At 72.1% G+C, this 16,878-nt stretch carries 14 protein-coding genes and 2 pseudogenes; 7 read left to right on the forward strand and 9 right to left on the reverse strand.

Annotation, left to right across the window (positions count from 1 at the left end; translation table 11 throughout):
• Position 1: 1 nt before the first annotated feature.
• Together trpB and trpC are read right to left on the reverse strand one after the other, a co-directional pair.
• Positions 2-1,240, reverse strand: coding sequence for a tryptophan synthase subunit beta (gene trpB / locus OG811_RS01815; protein ID WP_406071632.1), 1,239 nt, complete (start codon positions 1,238-1,240; stop codon positions 2-4).
• A gap of 38 nt (positions 1,241-1,278) precedes the next feature.
• Positions 1,279-2,082 carry an indole-3-glycerol phosphate synthase TrpC gene (gene trpC / locus OG811_RS01820; RefSeq protein ID WP_172862221.1) on the reverse strand — a complete coding sequence of 268 codons (804 nt, stop codon included), beginning with the start codon at positions 2,080-2,082 and terminating at the stop codon, positions 1,279-1,281.
• 485 nt (positions 2,083-2,567) lie between these two features.
• Between trpC and OG811_RS01825 the strand changes: the two genes are divergently transcribed.
• A complete protein-coding gene (locus tag OG811_RS01825; protein ID WP_406075451.1) occupies positions 2,568-2,837 on the forward strand; it encodes a hypothetical protein in 270 nt (89 codons plus the stop codon).
• A 28-nt stretch (positions 2,838-2,865) separates the two neighbouring features.
• Here the strand turns inward: OG811_RS01825 and OG811_RS01830 are convergent, their stop codons facing one another.
• The 4 genes and pseudogenes from OG811_RS01830 to OG811_RS01845 form a co-directional block, all read right to left on the reverse strand.
• A complete protein-coding gene (locus tag OG811_RS01830; RefSeq protein WP_406071633.1) occupies positions 2,866-3,453 on the reverse strand; it encodes a Trp biosynthesis-associated membrane protein in 588 nt (195 codons plus the stop codon).
• 55 nt (positions 3,454-3,508) lie between these two features.
• A complete protein-coding gene (locus tag OG811_RS01835; RefSeq protein ID WP_406071634.1) occupies positions 3,509-5,062 on the reverse strand; it encodes an anthranilate synthase component I in 1,554 nt (517 codons plus the stop codon).
• The gene (gene hisI / locus OG811_RS01840) at positions 5,059-5,493 is read right to left on the reverse strand and encodes a phosphoribosyl-AMP cyclohydrolase (protein ID WP_406075452.1); all 435 of its coding nucleotides are present in this window, start codon (positions 5,491-5,493) and stop codon (positions 5,059-5,061) included. Before hisI ends, OG811_RS01835 begins: the two co-directional genes overlap by 4 nt.
• Before the next feature lie 180 nt (positions 5,494-5,673).
• Positions 5,674-6,360 (reverse strand): annotated as a pseudogene (locus tag OG811_RS01845) (phosphoribosyl-AMP cyclohydrolase); the annotation flags it as partial.
• Between the two features lie 195 nt (positions 6,361-6,555).
• Between OG811_RS01845 and OG811_RS01850 the strand changes: the two are divergent.
• From OG811_RS01850 to OG811_RS01860, 3 genes are all read left to right on the forward strand, one after another.
• On the forward strand, positions 6,556-7,299 hold the full coding sequence (locus tag OG811_RS01850) for an ABC transporter ATP-binding protein (protein ID WP_406071636.1): 744 nt from the start codon (positions 6,556-6,558) through the stop codon (positions 7,297-7,299).
• On the forward strand, positions 7,296-8,051 hold the full coding sequence (locus tag OG811_RS01855) for an ABC transporter permease (RefSeq protein ID WP_406071638.1): 756 nt from the start codon (positions 7,296-7,298) through the stop codon (positions 8,049-8,051). Before OG811_RS01850 ends, OG811_RS01855 begins: the two co-directional genes overlap by 4 nt.
• A 62-nt stretch (positions 8,052-8,113) precedes the next feature.
• Positions 8,114-8,710, forward strand: a complete 597-nt coding sequence (locus tag OG811_RS01860) for a TetR family transcriptional regulator (protein WP_406071639.1) — start codon at positions 8,114-8,116, stop codon at positions 8,708-8,710.
• Between the two features lie 64 nt (positions 8,711-8,774).
• Here OG811_RS01860 and OG811_RS01865 read toward each other — a convergent pair whose 3' ends face one another.
• Entirely contained in the window at positions 8,775-10,556 is a 1,782-nt protein-coding gene (locus tag OG811_RS01865) for an ABC transporter ATP-binding protein (RefSeq protein ID WP_406071641.1), read from the reverse strand.
• 55 nt (positions 10,557-10,611) lie between these two features.
• Positions 10,612-12,495 carry an ABC transporter ATP-binding protein gene (locus tag OG811_RS01870; protein ID WP_406071643.1) on the reverse strand — a complete coding sequence of 628 codons (1,884 nt, stop codon included), beginning with the start codon at positions 12,493-12,495 and terminating at the stop codon, positions 10,612-10,614.
• A gap of 173 nt (positions 12,496-12,668) precedes the next feature.
• Here OG811_RS01870 and OG811_RS01875 point away from each other — a divergent pair, with 173 nt between their 5' ends.
• The 3 genes from OG811_RS01875 (at position 12,669) to OG811_RS01885 (ending at position 16,338) form a co-directional block, all read left to right on the forward strand.
• The gene (locus OG811_RS01875; protein WP_406071645.1) at positions 12,669-13,298 is read left to right on the forward strand and encodes a TIGR03085 family metal-binding protein; all 630 of its coding nucleotides are present in this window, start codon (positions 12,669-12,671) and stop codon (positions 13,296-13,298) included.
• A 127-nt stretch (positions 13,299-13,425) separates the two neighbouring features.
• The gene (locus OG811_RS01880; protein WP_406071647.1) at positions 13,426-14,373 is read left to right on the forward strand and encodes a terpene synthase; all 948 of its coding nucleotides are present in this window, start codon (positions 13,426-13,428) and stop codon (positions 14,371-14,373) included.
• 138 nt (positions 14,374-14,511) lie between these two features.
• The gene (locus tag OG811_RS01885) at positions 14,512-16,338 is read left to right on the forward strand and encodes an AMP-dependent synthetase/ligase (RefSeq protein ID WP_406071649.1); all 1,827 of its coding nucleotides are present in this window, start codon (positions 14,512-14,514) and stop codon (positions 16,336-16,338) included.
• A gap of 47 nt (positions 16,339-16,385) precedes the next feature.
• Here OG811_RS01885 and OG811_RS01890 read toward each other — a convergent pair.
• Positions 16,386-16,856, reverse strand: a pseudogene (locus OG811_RS01890) (low temperature requirement protein A); the annotation flags it as partial.
• Positions 16,857-16,878 lie beyond the last annotated feature (22 nt).

Raw genomic sequence — 16,878 nt, forward strand, 5'->3', positions numbered from 1 at the left:
CTCACCGCTCCTTGTCGAGGATGCCGAAGTAGTCGCCGGCGGTGTGCACGTCCTTGTCGCCCCGCCCGGAAAGGTTGACCACGATGGTGGGCTCCCGGCCCAACTCGGCGGCGAGCTTCGGAGCCAGCGCGACGGTGCCGGCGAGCGCGTGCGCGCTCTCGATCGCCGGGATGATCCCCTCGGTGCGGCAGAGCAGCTCGAACGCGGCCATCGCCTCGTCGTCGGTGACCGGCAGGTAGTTGGCCCGGCCGGTGTCGTGCAGCCAGGCGTGCTCGGGCCCGACGCCCGGGTAGTCCAGGCCGGCGGAGATCGAGTGCGACTCCAGGGTCTGCCCGTCAGCGTCCTGCAGCACGTAGGTACGGGTGCCGTGCAGCACGCCGGCCGACCCACCGGTGATGCTGGCCGCGTGCCGGCCGGTGGCCACCCCGTCCCCACCGGCCTCGAAGCCGTACAGCCGCACGTCCTCGTCACCGACGAAGGCGTGGAAGATGCCCAACGCATTGGAGCCGCCGCCGACGCAGGCGGTGACCGCGTCCGGCAGCGTGCCGGTGAGGTCGAGGCACTGCTGGCGGGCCTCGTCACCGATGCCCCGGACGAAATCGCGGACCATCGCCGGGAACGGATGCGGGCCGGCGGCGGTGCCGATCAGGTAGTGCGTCTCGTCGACGTTGGCCACCCAGTCGCGCATCGCCTCGTTCATCGCGTCCTTGAGGGTGCGCGAGCCGTTCGTGACCGGGACGACGGTGGCACCGAGCATCCGCATCCGGGCCACGTTGAGCGCCTGCCGCTCCGTGTCGACCTGGCCCATGTAGACCACGCATTCCAGGTCGAACAGTGCCGCGGCCGTCGCGGTGGCCACGCCGTGCTGGCCGGCACCGGTCTCCGCGATCACCCGGGACTTGCCCATCCGCTTGGTGAGCAGCGCCTGGCCGAGCACGTTGCGCACCTTGTGCGCGCCGGTGTGGTTGAGGTCCTCGCGCTTGAGCAGCACCCGCGCGCCGATCTTCGCGGAGAACCGCCGGGCCTCGTAGAGCAGCGACGGCGTGCCCGCGTAGTCGCGCAGCAACGCACCGAACTCGACCCGGAAGGACTCGTCCGCCATCGCCGTGCGCCACGCCCCGTCGAGCTCGTCCAGCGCGGCCACCAGGGCCTCGGGAACGAACCGACCGCCGAAGCGGCCGAAGTGGCCAGCGGAGTCGGGCTGCGGGCCGGCCAGCGGGGCCAGCGCGTCGGCGCTCATCGGAAATCCTCTCGGTGGGAGCTCACGCCGGTGCGGGGTCAGCGCACCGGCCGGGGCGTTGCCGGGTGGTTGCCTGCGTTGACCAGCTCAGCGACCGCCTCGCGCGGGCTCTTCTGGGTGACCAGGCCCTCGCCCACGAGGACCGCGTCGGCACCCGCGGAGGCGTACCGGATCAGGTCGTGCGGGCCACGAACGCCGGATTCGGCGATCTTGACGACGCTGCTGGGGAGGCCGGGTGCGATCCGCTCGAACACCGATCGGTCAACCTCCAGGGTACGCAGGTCACGGGCGTTGACCCCGATCACCTGCGCGCCGGCCTCCAGGGCGCGGTCGGCCTCTTCCTCGTCGTGCACCTCGACCAGCGCGGTCATGCCCAGCGACTCGATCCGCTCCAGCAGGCCCATGAGCACGTTCTGCTCGAGCGCGGCGACGATCAGCAGCACCAGGTCGGCGCCATGCGCGCGCGCCTCGTGCACCTGGTAGCTGGAGACCACGAAGTCCTTGCGCAGCACCGGCACGGTGACCGCGGCCCGGACGGCCGCCAGGTCGTCCAGTGAGCCGCCGAACCAGCGCCCCTCGGTCAGCACGCTGATCGCCCGCGCCCCGCCGGCCGCGTAGTCGACCGCCAGATCGGCCGGATCGGCGATCTCGGCCAGCCGGCCCTTGGACGGCGACGAGCGCTTCACCTCGGCGATCACGGCCACGCCGGGCTTGCGCAGCGCCGCGTACGCGTCCAGTGGCGGCGGCGCCGCCGCTGCCAGTTCACGGATCCGCTCCAGCGGAACCTGCTCCTGGCGTCGGGCGACGTCCTCACGCACCCCAGCCAGAATCTCATCGAGCACGCCTACGGACGCTGCCTGACCGGCCTCGTCCCCCTCCGCGTGCGCATGCTCAGCAGTCACCAACGGACTCCCCTCTCCGGGCGTCATGGGCCGATGCTAGGGGCACCCGACCGATGCCGGATGCCGGGGGTATGGCGCTGCTCACGAAAAGGGCTGCGGCATAATGGCCGACTTGCCGTGAACGGGATGTCACGCAGCGCCACCTCCGGTATCGACCACCGTCACGCGGTATGGAGCCTGGCGGCCACGGTCAGACCGAGCCGATCCATCGATCATGCCACCACTTTCCGGCCGACGCCTCACGACAACGGCGCCGGTCGATGTTGTGAGCAAGCTCAAGGCCGAACGGACGGTCCCTGTTCACGGCCGAGACGGGACAGTTGACTGGGCGGGCACGGCGGCGAAACGTCAGCGGCCAGCATCGTCCTCAGGCAGACTCGATGACGCGCCTGCCCGACCGTCGCAACTCCTCGTGCGAGGTGACCGTGAGCATTTCCGAGCCGCAACCGACCATCGGGCTGACCACCATTTCGCGGACGGTGGCGTCGCTCGCCGTCGGGGTGGTGCACACCCTGGAGCGGGCCGTGGTGGGCGAGGGGCGGATGCGGACCGCGCGCGGCAACGCCTGGGAGGCCGTCTGCGCCGACCGCGCCCGCGCCGACCAGCGCGCCGAGCTGAACCGTCTGGTAGCCGAGCTGAGCACCGCGCGCGCCGCCAGTCGCCCAGCACAGCGGGAGCGCCAGCCCGTCGGCTGACGCCCCGTTGGCCGCACTGGCCGTCGCGTCAGTCGGCCGTCGGGTCCTCGCCCCGGTCCAGCGCATCCCACGCCTCGGTGGTGCGCCGCCCGGCCATCGGAGTCGGCGGTCCCGCCGGGCCCGGCGCCGACACGGCCTCCGGGGTGGTCCGCGCCGGCCTTTCGTACCGGGCTCCCATCGCCGGCCAGCCGCCGCCGCGCAGGGCCGTCCACAGACCGCCCGCAGCGGCCAGCAGGCCGCCGACCAGGCAGAGCGCCGGCCACTGCCGACTCACCGAGCCGCCGACGTCGGCAACGAGCCCGTACCCGCCGCCGGCCGCCACGGCCAGACCGAGCGCGCCGAGCAGCACGCCGAGCACCCGCCGCAGTCGACCCCGGGTGGCCAGCACCGCGCCACCGCCGGCCAACATCACCAGGGCCAACGCCGGCAGCCAGGGCAGCAGGCCCGCACCGCTGCGGGTGTCGCGCACCGGCGGCAGCGGCGCCGGGCGTACCGTCAGCTCGACCGACCAGTTCCGCGTCGCAGCCCACAGCGCCAGAGCCGCGCCGGCCAGGCAGAGCAGGACGGCGTACGTCAGCTCGCGCCGGCCCACCGCGGACCGCTCGCCGGCACTCACCGGGCTGGCCTTTCGTTCGCGACTGCGGGGCTCCGCTGCGCTGCACTCCTCGCGCTCATCGGGCTGGCCGCAATGTCTCGGCGGCGGCGATCGCCGCCAGCACGGCTGCGGCCTTGTTCCGCGTCTCCTGATCCTCGGCGGCGGGATCCGAGTCGGCGACGATCCCTGCCCCGGCCTGCACGTAGGCGCGGCCCTCGCGAATGAGCGCGGTCCGGATGGCGATCGCCATGTCCAGGTCACCGCCGAAACCGAAGTAGCCGACCGTGCCGCCGTAGAGACCGCGGCGGACCGGCTCCAGCTCCTCGATGATCTCCATGGCCCGCACCTTGGGAGCGCCGGAGAGCGTGCCGGCCGGAAAGGTCGCGGCGAGCGCGTCGAAGGCGGTCTGGTCGTCACGCAGCGTGCCGGTGACGGTGGAGACGATGTGCATGACGTGGCTGTACCGCTCGATGGTGGCGAACTCGGGCACCTCCACGCTGCCGGGCTGACAGACCCGGCCCAGGTCGTTGCGGCCGAGGTCGACGAGCATCACGTGCTCGGCCCGTTCCTTCGGGTCGGTGAGCAGCTCCGCCGCGAGCGCGGTGTCGGCGGCGGGGGTGCCCCCGCGCGGACGGGTGCCGGCGATCGGGTGCAGCAGCGCCCGGCGCCGCCCGTCCGCAGCTCCGGTGACCTTCAGATGCGCCTCCGGGGACGAGCCGACGATGTCGAACCCGTCGAAGCGCAACAGGTACATGTACGGGCTCGGGTTGCTGGTGCGCAGCACCCGGTAGACGTCCAGCGGATCGGCGTGGGTCGACCGCTCGAAGCGCTGGGAGAGCACGATCTGGAAGCACTCGCCGGCCCGGATCGCCTCCTTCGCCTCCTCCACCGCCTTCGGGTAGCCGCCGTCCGGCGTACGACAGAGCACCTCCCCGGCCGGCGGACGCTCCACAGTGGAGATCATCGGTGGGATGGGCCGGGACAACGCGCTGGTCATCGCGTCCAACCGACCCACGGCGTGGTGGTACGCGGCGGCGACCTGCGGGGCGCGGTCCCGGGCGTCCAGCGGCGGCAGCACCGCGTTGGCGACCAGGATCGCCGAGCCGTCGTAGTGGTCGAGCACCACCAGGTCAGTGGCGAGCATCATGCCCAGCTCCGGCACGCCCAGGTCGTCCTCGATCAGCTCGGGCAACCGCTCGAAGCGACGAACCAGGTCGTAGCCGAGGTAGCCGACCATGCCGCCGGTCAACGGCGGCAGACCGTCGGACGGGTCCCCGACCGGGCCGGCCAGCGCCGCCACCGTCTCCCGCAGCACCCGCACCGGGTCACCCTCGGTGGGCAGCCCGGCCGGCGGCTGACCGAGCCAGGTCGCCACCCCGTCCCGCTCGATGAGGGTGGCGCTGCTGCGTACGCCGATGAACGAGTACCGCGACCAGGCCATACCGGCCGAGCCGACGCCCTGCTCCGCCGATTCCAACAGGAACGTGCCCGGTCCACCGGCCAGCTTTCGGTAGACCCCGACCGGGGTCTCCGCGTCGGCCAGCAGCCGCCGGGTGACCGGCACCACCCGCCAGTCGGCGGCCAGCTCGGTGAAGGTGGCCAGGTCGGGGCTGACGGTGCCGTCGGTCATGGGCGTGCCTCCGGGGCGGTGACGGGCAGTTCGGTGAAGAAGCAGGTCCGGTTCCCGGTGTGGCAGGCGGCGCCGACCTGGTCCACGCTCACCAGCAGCGCGTCCCCGTCGCAGTCCAGCGCGACCGAGCGGACGTACTGGTGGTGCCCGGAGGTGGCGCCCTTGACCCAGTATTCGCGTCGGCTGCGCGACCAGTAGGTGGCCCGGCCGGTGGTGAGGGTGCGGTGCAACGCCTCGTCGTCCATCCAGGCGACCATCAGCACCTCGCCGGAGTCGTGCGCGCGGACCACGGCGGCGACCAGACCGTCGGCGCCGCGGCGCAGCCGGGCCGCGATGGCCGGGTCGAGCCGGGACGGACGAGCCGGGACGGACGCCACCGGGTCGCTCGGAACGCTGGGGTCGCCGGTCACCGGCGAGTCAGGTACGGGCACAGTGACCAATTGTCCCGCACGCGGCGCGGGCACCGGTGACCGCTCCCGTCGGGGCTGCGACGGAAGTCCGGCGGGTCGGGCCAACTGGGCCACGTAGCGATCCAGCCGGCCGTCGACCAGGGCGGCGGCCAGGTCCGTGCCGGCCACGTCGGCGATCTCTGCGGCGTACGGCCGGATCAACGGCAGTGTGCCGGCGACCAGCCGTACGGCGGCGGCCCAGAGCTGGCCGGTGGCACTCGGGCGCAGTCCGAGGCAGAGCAGCATGTCCGCCCGGTAACCGGGTGGGGCCACCGGCAGTTCCAGGGCCGCCGCGAAGGCCGCCCGGCGGGAGTGGACCCGCACCGACGGGTTGGCCGGGCGCAGCACCGATGGGCAGAGCCGGGCCAGGTCGGCGACGGCGAGCCGGACCCCGAGGCGGTCGTTGGCGGCCCGGGCGGATGCGGCCTTACCCAGCGTGGCGATCAGCTCCTCGAGTCGGGGTGGCTCGGCGGGCTGGCAGAGCACCGGGAGGTCGATCCGGGGCCGCCAGTGCGGGTCGGCCCAGAGCAGCCGTGCCGGCGCGGTGACCGGCAGCCCGAACGCCCAGTCGGCAGGTTCTCCGAGTCGGTGCACCCAGGAGCGGACGTCGCGGGCGGCTACCGAGACGTGCGTGACCTGGCCTGCGGATTCGGCCAGGTAGGCCCGCCGGGCGGCGTACGGGGCGCCGCCGACCAACACGTCGAGGTCGACGTCGCTGTGCGCGGTGGCGTCGCGGCGGGCGTGACTGCCGCGCAGCAGGATGCCGACGACCGGCCGCTCGGCGGCCTGTCGCAATCGCGCGGCCCAGTCTTCAAGAAAACCGCTATCCGGTAACGGAGCGTGACCCACCGGGCCATCGTGCCGTACGCCCGATCGGTGCGCAATGCCCGTTGCCGGACTCGCTGTCCGGTCCGGAGCCTACTGCCCGTTCTCGCGCTCGGCGTAACGGTGGGCGGTCGATCGCCCGTCGTGGCGGTTGCGCCGGGATCAGAATTTCATCTAGCGTTGAGTTCAACAGATGATGACTTTCCTTGGAGGTGCGTGATGGACGACGCGATAACCGTCCACGACCTGGTCGTCGACCGGGGCGGTCGACGGGTGCTGGACGGCATCAGCTGCACCGTCGGGCGCGGCGCCGTCACGGGGCTGCTCGGCCCCAGTGGCAGCGGCAAGACCACGTTCATGCGCGCGGTGGTCGGGGTGCAGGTGGTCAGCGGCGGGACGGTCACCGTCCTCGGTCAACCGGCCGGCTCCCCCGCGCTGCGGCACCAGGTGGGCTACCTGACCCAGGCGCCGAGCGTCTACGCCGACCTGACCGTCCGGGAGAACGCCCGCTACTTCGCGGCCCTGCACGGGCGGGGGCGGGTCGAGGCCGACCGGGCGATCAGCGATGTCGGGCTGGCCGAGGCGGCTGGCCAACTTGTCGCCGCCCTCTCCGGCGGTCAACGCAGCCGAGCCTCGCTGGCCTGTGCCCTGGTCGGGGAGCCGGAGCTGGTCATCCTCGACGAGCCGACCGTCGGTCAGGACCCGGTGCTCCGGGCCGATCTGTGGGCCCGGTTCCACGCGATGGCCGCCGCCGGCACCACCCTGCTGGTGTCCAGTCACGTCATGGACGAGGCGGCCCGCTGCGACCGGCTGCTGCTGATCCGCCAGGGCCGGTTGATCGCCGACGACAGCCCGGCCGCCGTCCGCGCCGCCGCCGGTGTGGACGACCTCGACGAGGCGTTCCTGCGCCTGATCCGCGCCAGCGAGGCAGGTCACGCGACGACCGGACCGGAGAAGTCATGAACCCCCGTATCGTGGCGGCCACCACCGGCCGCATCCTGCGTCAGCTCCGGCACGACCGGCGGACCATCGCGCTGCTCGTGGTGGTGCCGGCCGCCCTGCTCACCCTGGTCTACTTCATGTACGCCGACCAGCCGACCCCACCCGGGCAGCCGACGGCGTTCGACCGGATCGCGCTGGTGATGCTGGGGATCTTCCCCTTCGTGATCATGTTTCTGGTGACCAGCATCGCCATGCTCCGGGAACGCACCTCCGGCACCCTGGAACGGCTGCTCACCACGCCGCTGGGCAAGCTCGACCTGCTCTTCGGGTACGGCATCGCGTTCGGGCTGGCCGCCGCCGTGCAGGCCGCGGTCGCCGCCGGTGTGGCGTACTGGATTTTCGATCTGCACACCGCCGGCAGCATCGGGCTGGTGATCGGGATCGCCGTCCTCGACGCGGTGCTCGGCGTCGCCCTCGGGCTGCTGTGCAGTGCCTTCGCCCGCACCGAGTTCCAGGCAGTACAGTTCCTGCCAGTCGTGGTGATCCCCCAACTGCTGCTCTGCGGGCTGTTCGTGGCCCGCGACCAGATGGCCGGCTGGCTCCAGGCGCTCAGTGACGCCTTCCCCCTGTCGTACGCCATCGAGGCGTTGCAGGAGGTCGGCGCCCACGCCGAGCCGACCGGCCGGATGTGGCGGGACGTGGCGGTGGTGCTCGGGGCGGTGGTGCTGGCGCTGGTGCTCGCGGCGGCCACCCTGCGCCGGCGCAGCGGCTGAGACCGTGGCAGGCGTGGGCCGGCCGGCCCACGCCTGCCCAGGTAGACGAATGAGGGGCGGCGATGACGCGGCGGACCGGCCGGCGACCCGGCAACCCGGACACCCGGGAGGCGATCCTCGACGCCGCGCGGACGGCGTTTGGCGAGCGCGGCTTCGACGCCGCCTCGATCCGCGCCATCGCCGCCACCGCCGGGGTCGACCCGGCTCTCGTGCATCACTACTTCGGCAGCAAGGACCAGCTCTTCATCGCCGCGATGAACGCGCCGATCGACCCGGCCGAGATGCTGCCGAAGGTGCTCGCGGGTGACCGGGACGGCATCGGCGAACGGCTGGTACGCGCCTTCCTCGCCCTCTGGGACTCGCCAGCCGGCACGGCCGCGCAGGCACTGTTGCGCTCCGCGATGAGCAACGAGTGGACCGCCCGGCTGCTACGCGAGTTCGTCACCACCCAGGTGCTGCGCCGGGTGCTGGAGCACCTCGACGTCGATCCGGCCCAGCTGCCGATGCGCGGTTCCCTGGTGGCCACCCAGATGATCGGCTTGGCCATGATGCGGCACGTGGTGCGCCTGGAACCGGTCGCCTCGGCGGACCCGGAGACCCTGGTCGCCGCGATCGGCCCCACGATCCAGCGGTACCTCACCGGACCGCTGCCGTCCTAGGGCGTCAGCGCGGCGGGCGAGCAGGCGCACCTCGACCGGGTGCACCGGGTCCGGCTCGGCCTCGTTACCGCGTCTGCTCCAGCCAGGAGCCGTAGAGCAGCCCGTAGACCGAGTCGGGATCGCGAACCAGCTCGTCGTGCGGACCACGTTGCACCACCCGACCCCGGTCCACCACGATCACCTCGTCGGCGGCCTGCGCCGTGGAGAGCCGGTGCGCGATCGCGAGGGTGGTCCGACCTCTGGTGACCGCGTCCAGGGCGCGTTGCAACCGCACCTCGGTCGCCGGGTCCACCGCGCTGGTCGCCTCGTCCAGCACCAGCAGATCCGGATCGGCCACGTACGCCCGGGCCAACGCGACAAGCTGCCGCTCCCCGACGCTGAGCGCCTCACCGCGCTCGCCAACGGGCGTGTCCAGACCCGCTGGCAGCCCGTCGAGCCAGTCCGACAGGCCCAGCTCGGTGAAGGCGGCGCTCAGCTGCTCGTCGGTCAGCTCCGGCCGGGCGAACCGGACATTGTTCCCCACTGTGGCGTCGAAAAGGAACCCGTCCTGCGGCACCATCACCACCCGGGAACGCAGCGAATCGAACCGGACCTCCGCCAACGGCACCCCGGACAGCAGCACCGCCCCGGCCGACGGGTCCATCAGACGGGTCAACAACTTGGCGAAGGTGGTCTTGCCGCTGCCGGTCTCGCCGACCACCGCCACCCGGCTCTTCGCCGGAATCTCCAGGTCGATGTCGTGCAGCACCGGCGGACCACCCGGGTAGGCGAACCGCACACCCGCGAAGCGGATGTCCAGCGGCCCGCCCGGCAGCTCCCGGCCCTGCTCTCCCGGATCGGCCACGTCCGGGGCGACGTCCAGCACGTCCAGCACCCGACGCCAGCCGGCGATCGCGTTCTGCGCCTCGTTCAGCACCTCGGTGGCGATCTGCACCGGCTGGATGAACAGCGTCACCAGGAAGAGGAACGCGGTCAGCTGGCCGATCGACAGCGTGCCGTCCACCCCCAGCGTCACCCCGAGCACCACCACACCGGCCAGGGCCAGCCCGGCGGCCAGCTCGCCGACCGAGCTGCCCACGATGCTGATCCGGATCGCCCGCTGCTGCGCCAGACGCTGCCCGTCGATAGCCTCGTCCAGCCGCCGTTCGGTGCGCCCCGCGATCCCGTACGCCCGGATCACCGGCGCGCCCACCACGCTCTCGCCGATCGCGCCGAGCAGCGTGCCGGTGCGCTGGCGCACCGTCGCGTACGCCGCGCCGAGGCGGCGTTGCAGCTGCCGGATCACGAGCACCGCCGGCAGGAACGCCGCCAACACCACCAGGGTCAACTGCCAGGAGTACGCGAGCATCACGGCGGTCGTGACCACCAGCTGGCCGAGGTTGACCAGCAGGATCACCCCGCCCCACTGGAGGAACTGGGTGATCTGGTCGACGTCGCTGGTCACCCGCGAGACCAGCGAGCCGCGCCGCTCCGACTGCTGGTGCAACATGGACAGGTCGTGCACGTGCCGGAACGCCCGCGTCCGCACGTTGGCCAGCGCGGTCTCGCTGACCGTGAACAGCCGGCGCATCATCAGGTAGCCGCAGATCGTCGTGATCGTCAGGATCGCCGCGGTGATCGCCACCACCGACCAGATCACATCCAGATTCAGGCCACCGACGATCCCCTGATCGATGCCCTGCTGGACGGCGACCGGCACGGCCACCCGACCGACCATGTAGACCAACGCCAGGGCCAGCGTGCCAGCCAGGCCGGTCCGGAGTTCCGGCGAGAGCGCCAGGCCCCGACGCAGCGTCTGCCAGGTCGTCTCGGCCCTCTCGTCCCGCTCATCGGTCTTGGCGCTCACCGGGCTGACCTTTCGTTCGCGACTGCGGGGCTCCGCTGCGCTGCACTCCTCGCGCTCACCGGTCCACCTCGATTTCCAGGCCCGAGGGCAGCGGTGCGACCTCGTCGCCGTACGGGCTTTCCTGCGCGCGTTCGACCTCCGCCTGTTCGTAGGCGGTGACCAGGTCGACATAGCCGGGCACGCTGGCCAACAGCGTGGTGTGTGTGCCCCGGGCGACCACCCGCCCCTGCTCCACGTAGATGACCTCGTCGGCGAGCGCGATGGTGGCCCGGCGGTACGCCACCACCAGGATCGACGCAGCCGGGACCCCCGGCTCGGCCGTCGACGACCGCAGCCCGGCCAGGATGGCCGCCTCCACCCGCGGGTCCACCGCGCTCGTCGCGTCGTCGAGCACCAGCAGACGCGGCCGGCCGGCCAGCGCGCGGGCCAGGGTGAGCCGTTGCCGCTGCCCACCGGAGAGCGAGGTGCCCCGCTCGCCGACCATGGTGTCCAGACCATCGGGCAGCGCGGCGACGAACCCGTCCGCCTCGGCCAGCCGCAACGCCGCCCAGACGGCCTCGTCGTCGATGCCCGCCCGGTCGAGGGCGATGTTGGCGCGGACCGTGTCGTCGAAGACGAACGGCACCTGGGCGACCAGGGCCACCGTGCCGGCCATCGACGCGGCGGTCAGCTCGCGCACGTCCGTCCCGTTGAGGGTGACCGCGCCGGAGTCCGGGTCGACGAGGCGCACCGCCAGCGAGGCGATGGTGGACTTACCGGCGCCCGTCGGCCCGACCAGGGCCACCGTCCGGCCGGCCGGCACCGTGAAGCCGACCTCGCCGAGGACCTGCGCGTCGGGCTGGTGCGCCTCGGCCGGCGGGTAGGAGAAGTGCACGTCACTGAAGGTGAGGGTGGCCGGGCCAGGGCTGGTCAGGTCGAGGACGCGCTGCCCGTACGGCATCTCGCCGGTCGCGTCGAGCACCCGGCGGACCCGGTCCCAGCCGGCGACGCTGCGCGGCAGCTCGGCCAGGACCCAACCGATGGCCCGCACCGGAAAGGCCAGCACGGTGAAGAGGAAGGCAACGCTGACCAGCTCGGTCACGCTGATCGCGCCCTGGCGCAGCCGGAACGCCCCGACCACCAGCACGGCGAGGGTGCCGAGGCTGGGCAGCGTCTCCAGCAGTGGGTCGAAGATGCCGCGCAGCCGACCGACCGCGATCAACGAGTCGCGCAGCTCGCCGGCGCGGCCCGCGAACCGGGCGGTCTCCTGGGCCTCGCGGCCCATCGTCTTGACCACCAGGGCGCCGTCGAAGCTTTCGTGGGCGATCCCGCTGACCTCGGCGCGCAGGCGCTGCGCTCGGGCCTGCCGGGGCGCCATCCGGCGGGAGTAGACGACGTTGAGCGCGAACAGCGCGGGGAAGACCGCGAGGCCGACCAGGGCGAGCGCCCAGTCGGTGGCGAAGAGCGACACGATCGCGCCGACCAGCATCACCAGCGTGCCGACGGCGAAGGGCAGCGGCGCGATCGGGTACCAGGCCGCTTCCACGTCGGAGTTGGCGTTGGACAGCAGGGTGCCGGTGGAGTTGCGGTGGTGCCAGGACAGCGGCAGCTCCAGGTACCGACGGGTGACGCGGCGGCGGTAGGAGGCCTGGAGCCGGTACTGCATGTAGCCGGCACCGATCCGGCGGCCGAAGATGCCGACCACCCGCAGCACGCTGATCCCGAACAGGGCGGCCGCGGCCAGCCACAGGGTGCCGGCGCCCACCTCGCCGCGCTCGATGGACGGAAGCGCCACCTCGCCGATGACCGTCCCGACGACCCGGGCGCTGACGATGATCATTCCGCCGAACAGCACGCTACCGACGACCGCCACCGCGAAGATCCGCGGCTGCTCGCGGATCGCCTGCCGCAGGACCCCCAGCCCTCGACTGAGCACGTCCCGACTTGTCCTGCTCGCCACGCTCTCCCCCGCCGTAAGCCGCAATTATCTCCCTCATCCTTACCGGTCCGGGCCAGCGCCGCCGACCCGGACCGGATATGTCGACCGTCACGTACCGGATGGCGGCGAGCGGCAGACATCGACCCGACGTCCGCTGTCGCATGCCGGCGGGCCGCCGGGCCTACGATCGGGTCATGCCGCGTTATGCCCGAGCCGAGCGCGAGGCGCTGGCCGATCTCCTGCTGGCACTCGGCCCGGACGCCCCGACGATCAACGAGGGCTGGGCCACCCGTGACCTCGCCGCGCACCTGGTGGTGCGGGAGCGCCGTCCGGACGCGGCGGGCGGCATCGTGCTGCCGCCGCTGCGCGGCTACGCCGAGCGGGTCCGTCGGCAACTCGCCGCGCAGCCCTACCCCGAGCTGGTGGCGCAGGTGCGACGGCCGCCGCTGTGGAGCCCGATCAGCAACCCGGTGACCGACGAGCTGGCCAACACGATGGAGTTCTTCATCCATCACGAGGACGTACGGCGGGCCGGCACGGGCTGGCAGCCACGCGACCTGCCCGCCGGCCTGCAGAGCGCACTCTGGAAGCGTGCGGCCCCGATGGCCCGCCTGGCACTACGCCGCTTCCCGGCGGACCTCCACGTGCAGGCGCCCGGTCATGGTGAGGTCTCCGTCGGCCGCGGCGGCGAACCGCTGCGGGTGATCGGTGCCCCGGCTGAGCTGGTTCTTTTCCTCTCCGGCCGGCAACGGGTGGCGAGGGTGCAACTTGACGGTCCGGCGGAGGCCGCCCGACGGCTGCGCGTAGCCAGCCTGGGCATGTGACCCTTTGCGCTTAAACGGTCACCGGTCCTGTGTGGAGTTGCGCACACCCAGCGATGCATGCTGATATCCCCTCCCGTACGCTTCACCGCGCCGCTCCGCGCCGGGCGGCACGAAGTGGGGGCGCACTGTGCGGAGTTTCGCGATTTCGGCGCTGCGGGAGCCCCCGTTTCCCACAGGGCACCATGGGGCTACGGAGCAGGTAGCGCGCGAGAGCGTCGAGTGGGCGCGCGCGTTCGGGCTGATCGATTCCAGCCATCGTGCGCACCGGCTGCTACGGGCCGACGCCGCCGGCCTGGCCGGCCGCGCCTGCCCGGACGGATCGGTGGACGGGCTGCGGCTGCTCACCGATCTGATCAGCTGGCTCTTCGTGATGGACGACGCCTGTGACGAGGACGGCCTCGGCGCCGACCCGATCCGCCTGGGGCCGGCGATCAGCACCCTGCTCGACGTGCTGGACCGGTGCGGCGACCCGGACGGCGTACCGCCCGCCGTTGGGCCACTGGGTGACGCGCTGCACGACCTGTGCCGCCGGACCCGCCTGCAGGGCCGTGCGGCACTGCTGCTGCGGTTCGTCAGCCAGATGCGGGAATACCTGCTGGCGCTGCTCTGGGAGGCGGCCAACCGGGAGCGTCGGCGCGTGCCCGAGGTGGCGGAGTACGTCCAACTGCGCCGACACATCGGCGGCGTGCACCCCTGCCTCACCCTGACCGACCTGGCGTCGGCGCAACCACCAGGATCGGCCCAACGCGCCGATCCGGGGCTGGTCGCCCTGGATCTGCTGGCGGTGGACCTGGTCTGCTGGTGCAACGACCTCTTCTCCTACAGCAAGGAGAGCCAGGCGGACCCGGACGCGCACAACCTGGTGACGGTGATCGCCCAGGACAGCGGCGCGGACGAGGCCGCTGCGCTGCGGGCTGCGGCGAACCGGTTCAACCAGGGGCTGGCGACGTACCTGGATGCGGAGGAAGCGCTGCTGTCCGCCGGGGACGACGGGATCCGGAACGCGCTGACCGCCCGGCGCAACTGGGTCCGGGCCACCTACGACTGGTCACTCATGGCTGCCCGGTACGCCTGATCCGACCGCACCGGTTGGTGGGTTGGGACGGCCGGACGATCACCAGGGCTAGCCGATGCACGGTGCCAGGCAATACTCTTCGGTAACCATTATGACGTGACGACCGTCACGCCACCACCCCCGAAGGCGGCTACAGCGATGGCTCTCGATGTACCGTACCGTTCCATCCCGGACATGTTCCTCAAGCGTGTGGCGGCCACCCCCGACCGGAATGCGTTTGCGTCCCCGACCCCCGACGACTCGGGGCCCGTCTGGCTGACCTGGGACCAGGTCGGCCAGCGCGCCAAGGCGGTCGCCGCCGGCCTGCACGGCCTGGGCGTCGGCCAGGAGGACCCGGTAGCGATCCTCGCCAACACCCGGCTGGACTGGGTGGTCGCCGACCTCGGCATCATGTGCGCCGGTGGAGCGACCACCACCGTCTACCCAACCACCGAACCGGCGGACGCGACGCACATCATCGCCGACTCCGGGTCGAAGGTGCTGTTCGCGGAGAACCCGGCCCAGGCGGCGAAGATCGCCGGTGCCAACCTGCCCGCGCTGACCCACGTGGTGCTCCTCGACGGTGCCGCCGACCCGAGCGCGGCGATTCCGCAACTGACGCTCGCCGAGCTGGAGGAGCGGGGCACCCGCGCGCTGGCCGCCGAGCCGGATCTGATCGACATGCTCGTCGCCGGCATCGGCCCGGACCACCTGGCCACCCTGATCTACACCTCCGGCACCACGGGCCGGCCCAAGGGCGTCGAGCTGCTGCACGGCGGCTGGTGCTGGGAGGCCGTGGCGCAGGCGGATGTCGGGCTGCTGCGTGACGACGACCTGCAGTACCTGTGGCTGCCGCTGGCCCACTCGTTCGGCAAGACGCTGCTCTGCGGCGCCATCCACGTCGGACTGCCGACCTACGTCGACGGGCGGGTGGAGAAGCTGGTCGACCTGCTGTCGGTGATCCGTCCGACGCTGATGTGCGGCGCCCCCCGCGTGTTCGAGAAGGTCTACAACAAGGCGGTGACCACCGCGCAGGGCGCTGGCGGTGCGAAGGCGAAGATCTTCGCCTGGGCCGTTGGCGTCGGCAAGGAGAAGGTGACCCTGGAGCAGGCGGGCAAGCCGGTGCCGGCGGGGCTGAAGCTGCGCTACGGGCTGGCCGAGAAACTGGTGTTCAGCAAGCTCCAGGCCCGCCTGGGCGGCCGGATCCGGGTGCTGGTGTCCGGCGCCGCGCCGCTCAGCCCGGAGATCGCCACCTTCTTCGCTGCGGCGAACCTGCCGATCTCCGAGGGCTACGGCCTGACCGAGACCAGCGCCGGCAACTTCGTCAACCCGCCGTCGGGGCTGCGGATCGGCACGGTGGGCCAGGCGATGGGTGACCTGGAGTGCCGGATCGACACCGACGGGGAGATCCTGGTGCGTGGCCGGCCGGTGATGCGCGGCTACCACAACCTGCCGGAGGAGACCGCCGCCGCGTTCACCGAGGAGGGCTTCTTCCGCACCGGTGATATCGGCACCCTCGACGAGCAGGGCTACCTCCGGATCACGGACCGCAAGAAGGACCTGGTCAAGACCTCGGGCGGCAAGTACATCGCACCGTCGCACATCGAGGGGATGTTCAAGGCCGTCTGTCCGTACACCTCGCAGGCGGTCGTCATCGGGCAGGCCCGCAACTTCTGCACGATGCTGGTCACGTTGGACCCGGACGCGATCCGGGGCTGGGTTGCCGGCGGCCCGTTGGAGGGGCGCAGCTACACCGAGATCGTCGCCTCGCCGGAGGCCCAGACGATGGTCGAGGAATACGTCGCCCAGCTCAACGCGAAGCTCAACCGCTGGGAGACGATCAAGAAGGTGGCCATCCTGCCACGCGACCTGACGATCGAGGACGGCGAGATCACCCCGTCGTTGAAGATCAAGCGGCGTGGTGTGGAAAGCAACTTCGCCGCCCAGATCGACAAGATGTACGCCGGCACCCTCGCCGAACTCTGACTGGACCACCGGTGGTCTCGGACCCCACGGGTCCGAGACCACCGGCGTCACAGGTGCTGCCCCCGCCAGTGCGTCTGCTCGGTCTCGGCGGCGAGCTGCTCGGTCAGTGCCACCCCGCGGACCTGCCGGCGGAGGGGCGCGTCGACCAGTGTCTGCACCGCCGTCAGCGCCAGCACGACCAGGCCGAGCAGTCCCAGCACGATCAGTTCCGGCAGCCGGGCCGCGACCGGCACCAGCACGACGAGCAGCACCACCGCCACGGCCGACGGCAGCCGCAGGTTGCCGAGACCGCGCCACCCGAGGACGACCAGCGTCAGCAGGTACAGGGCCACGCCACCGAGCAGGACCAGCAGGTGGAAGGTCGGCAGCCGCAACCCCCAGGGCGCCACGGAGGGTTCCGCCGCCTCGCCGAGCAGTCCCTTGAGCCCCAGCGCGAACAAGATGATCCCGGCCACCAACGGCAGGTGGAGATAGGTGTACAGGGTCCGGACGAACCTGACCCGGGCCTGCTGGTCCCGAGTGCGGTGCGCCGGACGGCGC

The organism is Micromonospora sp. NBC_01638, assembly GCF_045209745.1.
GTDB lineage: Bacteria > Actinomycetota > Actinomycetes > Mycobacteriales > Micromonosporaceae > Micromonospora.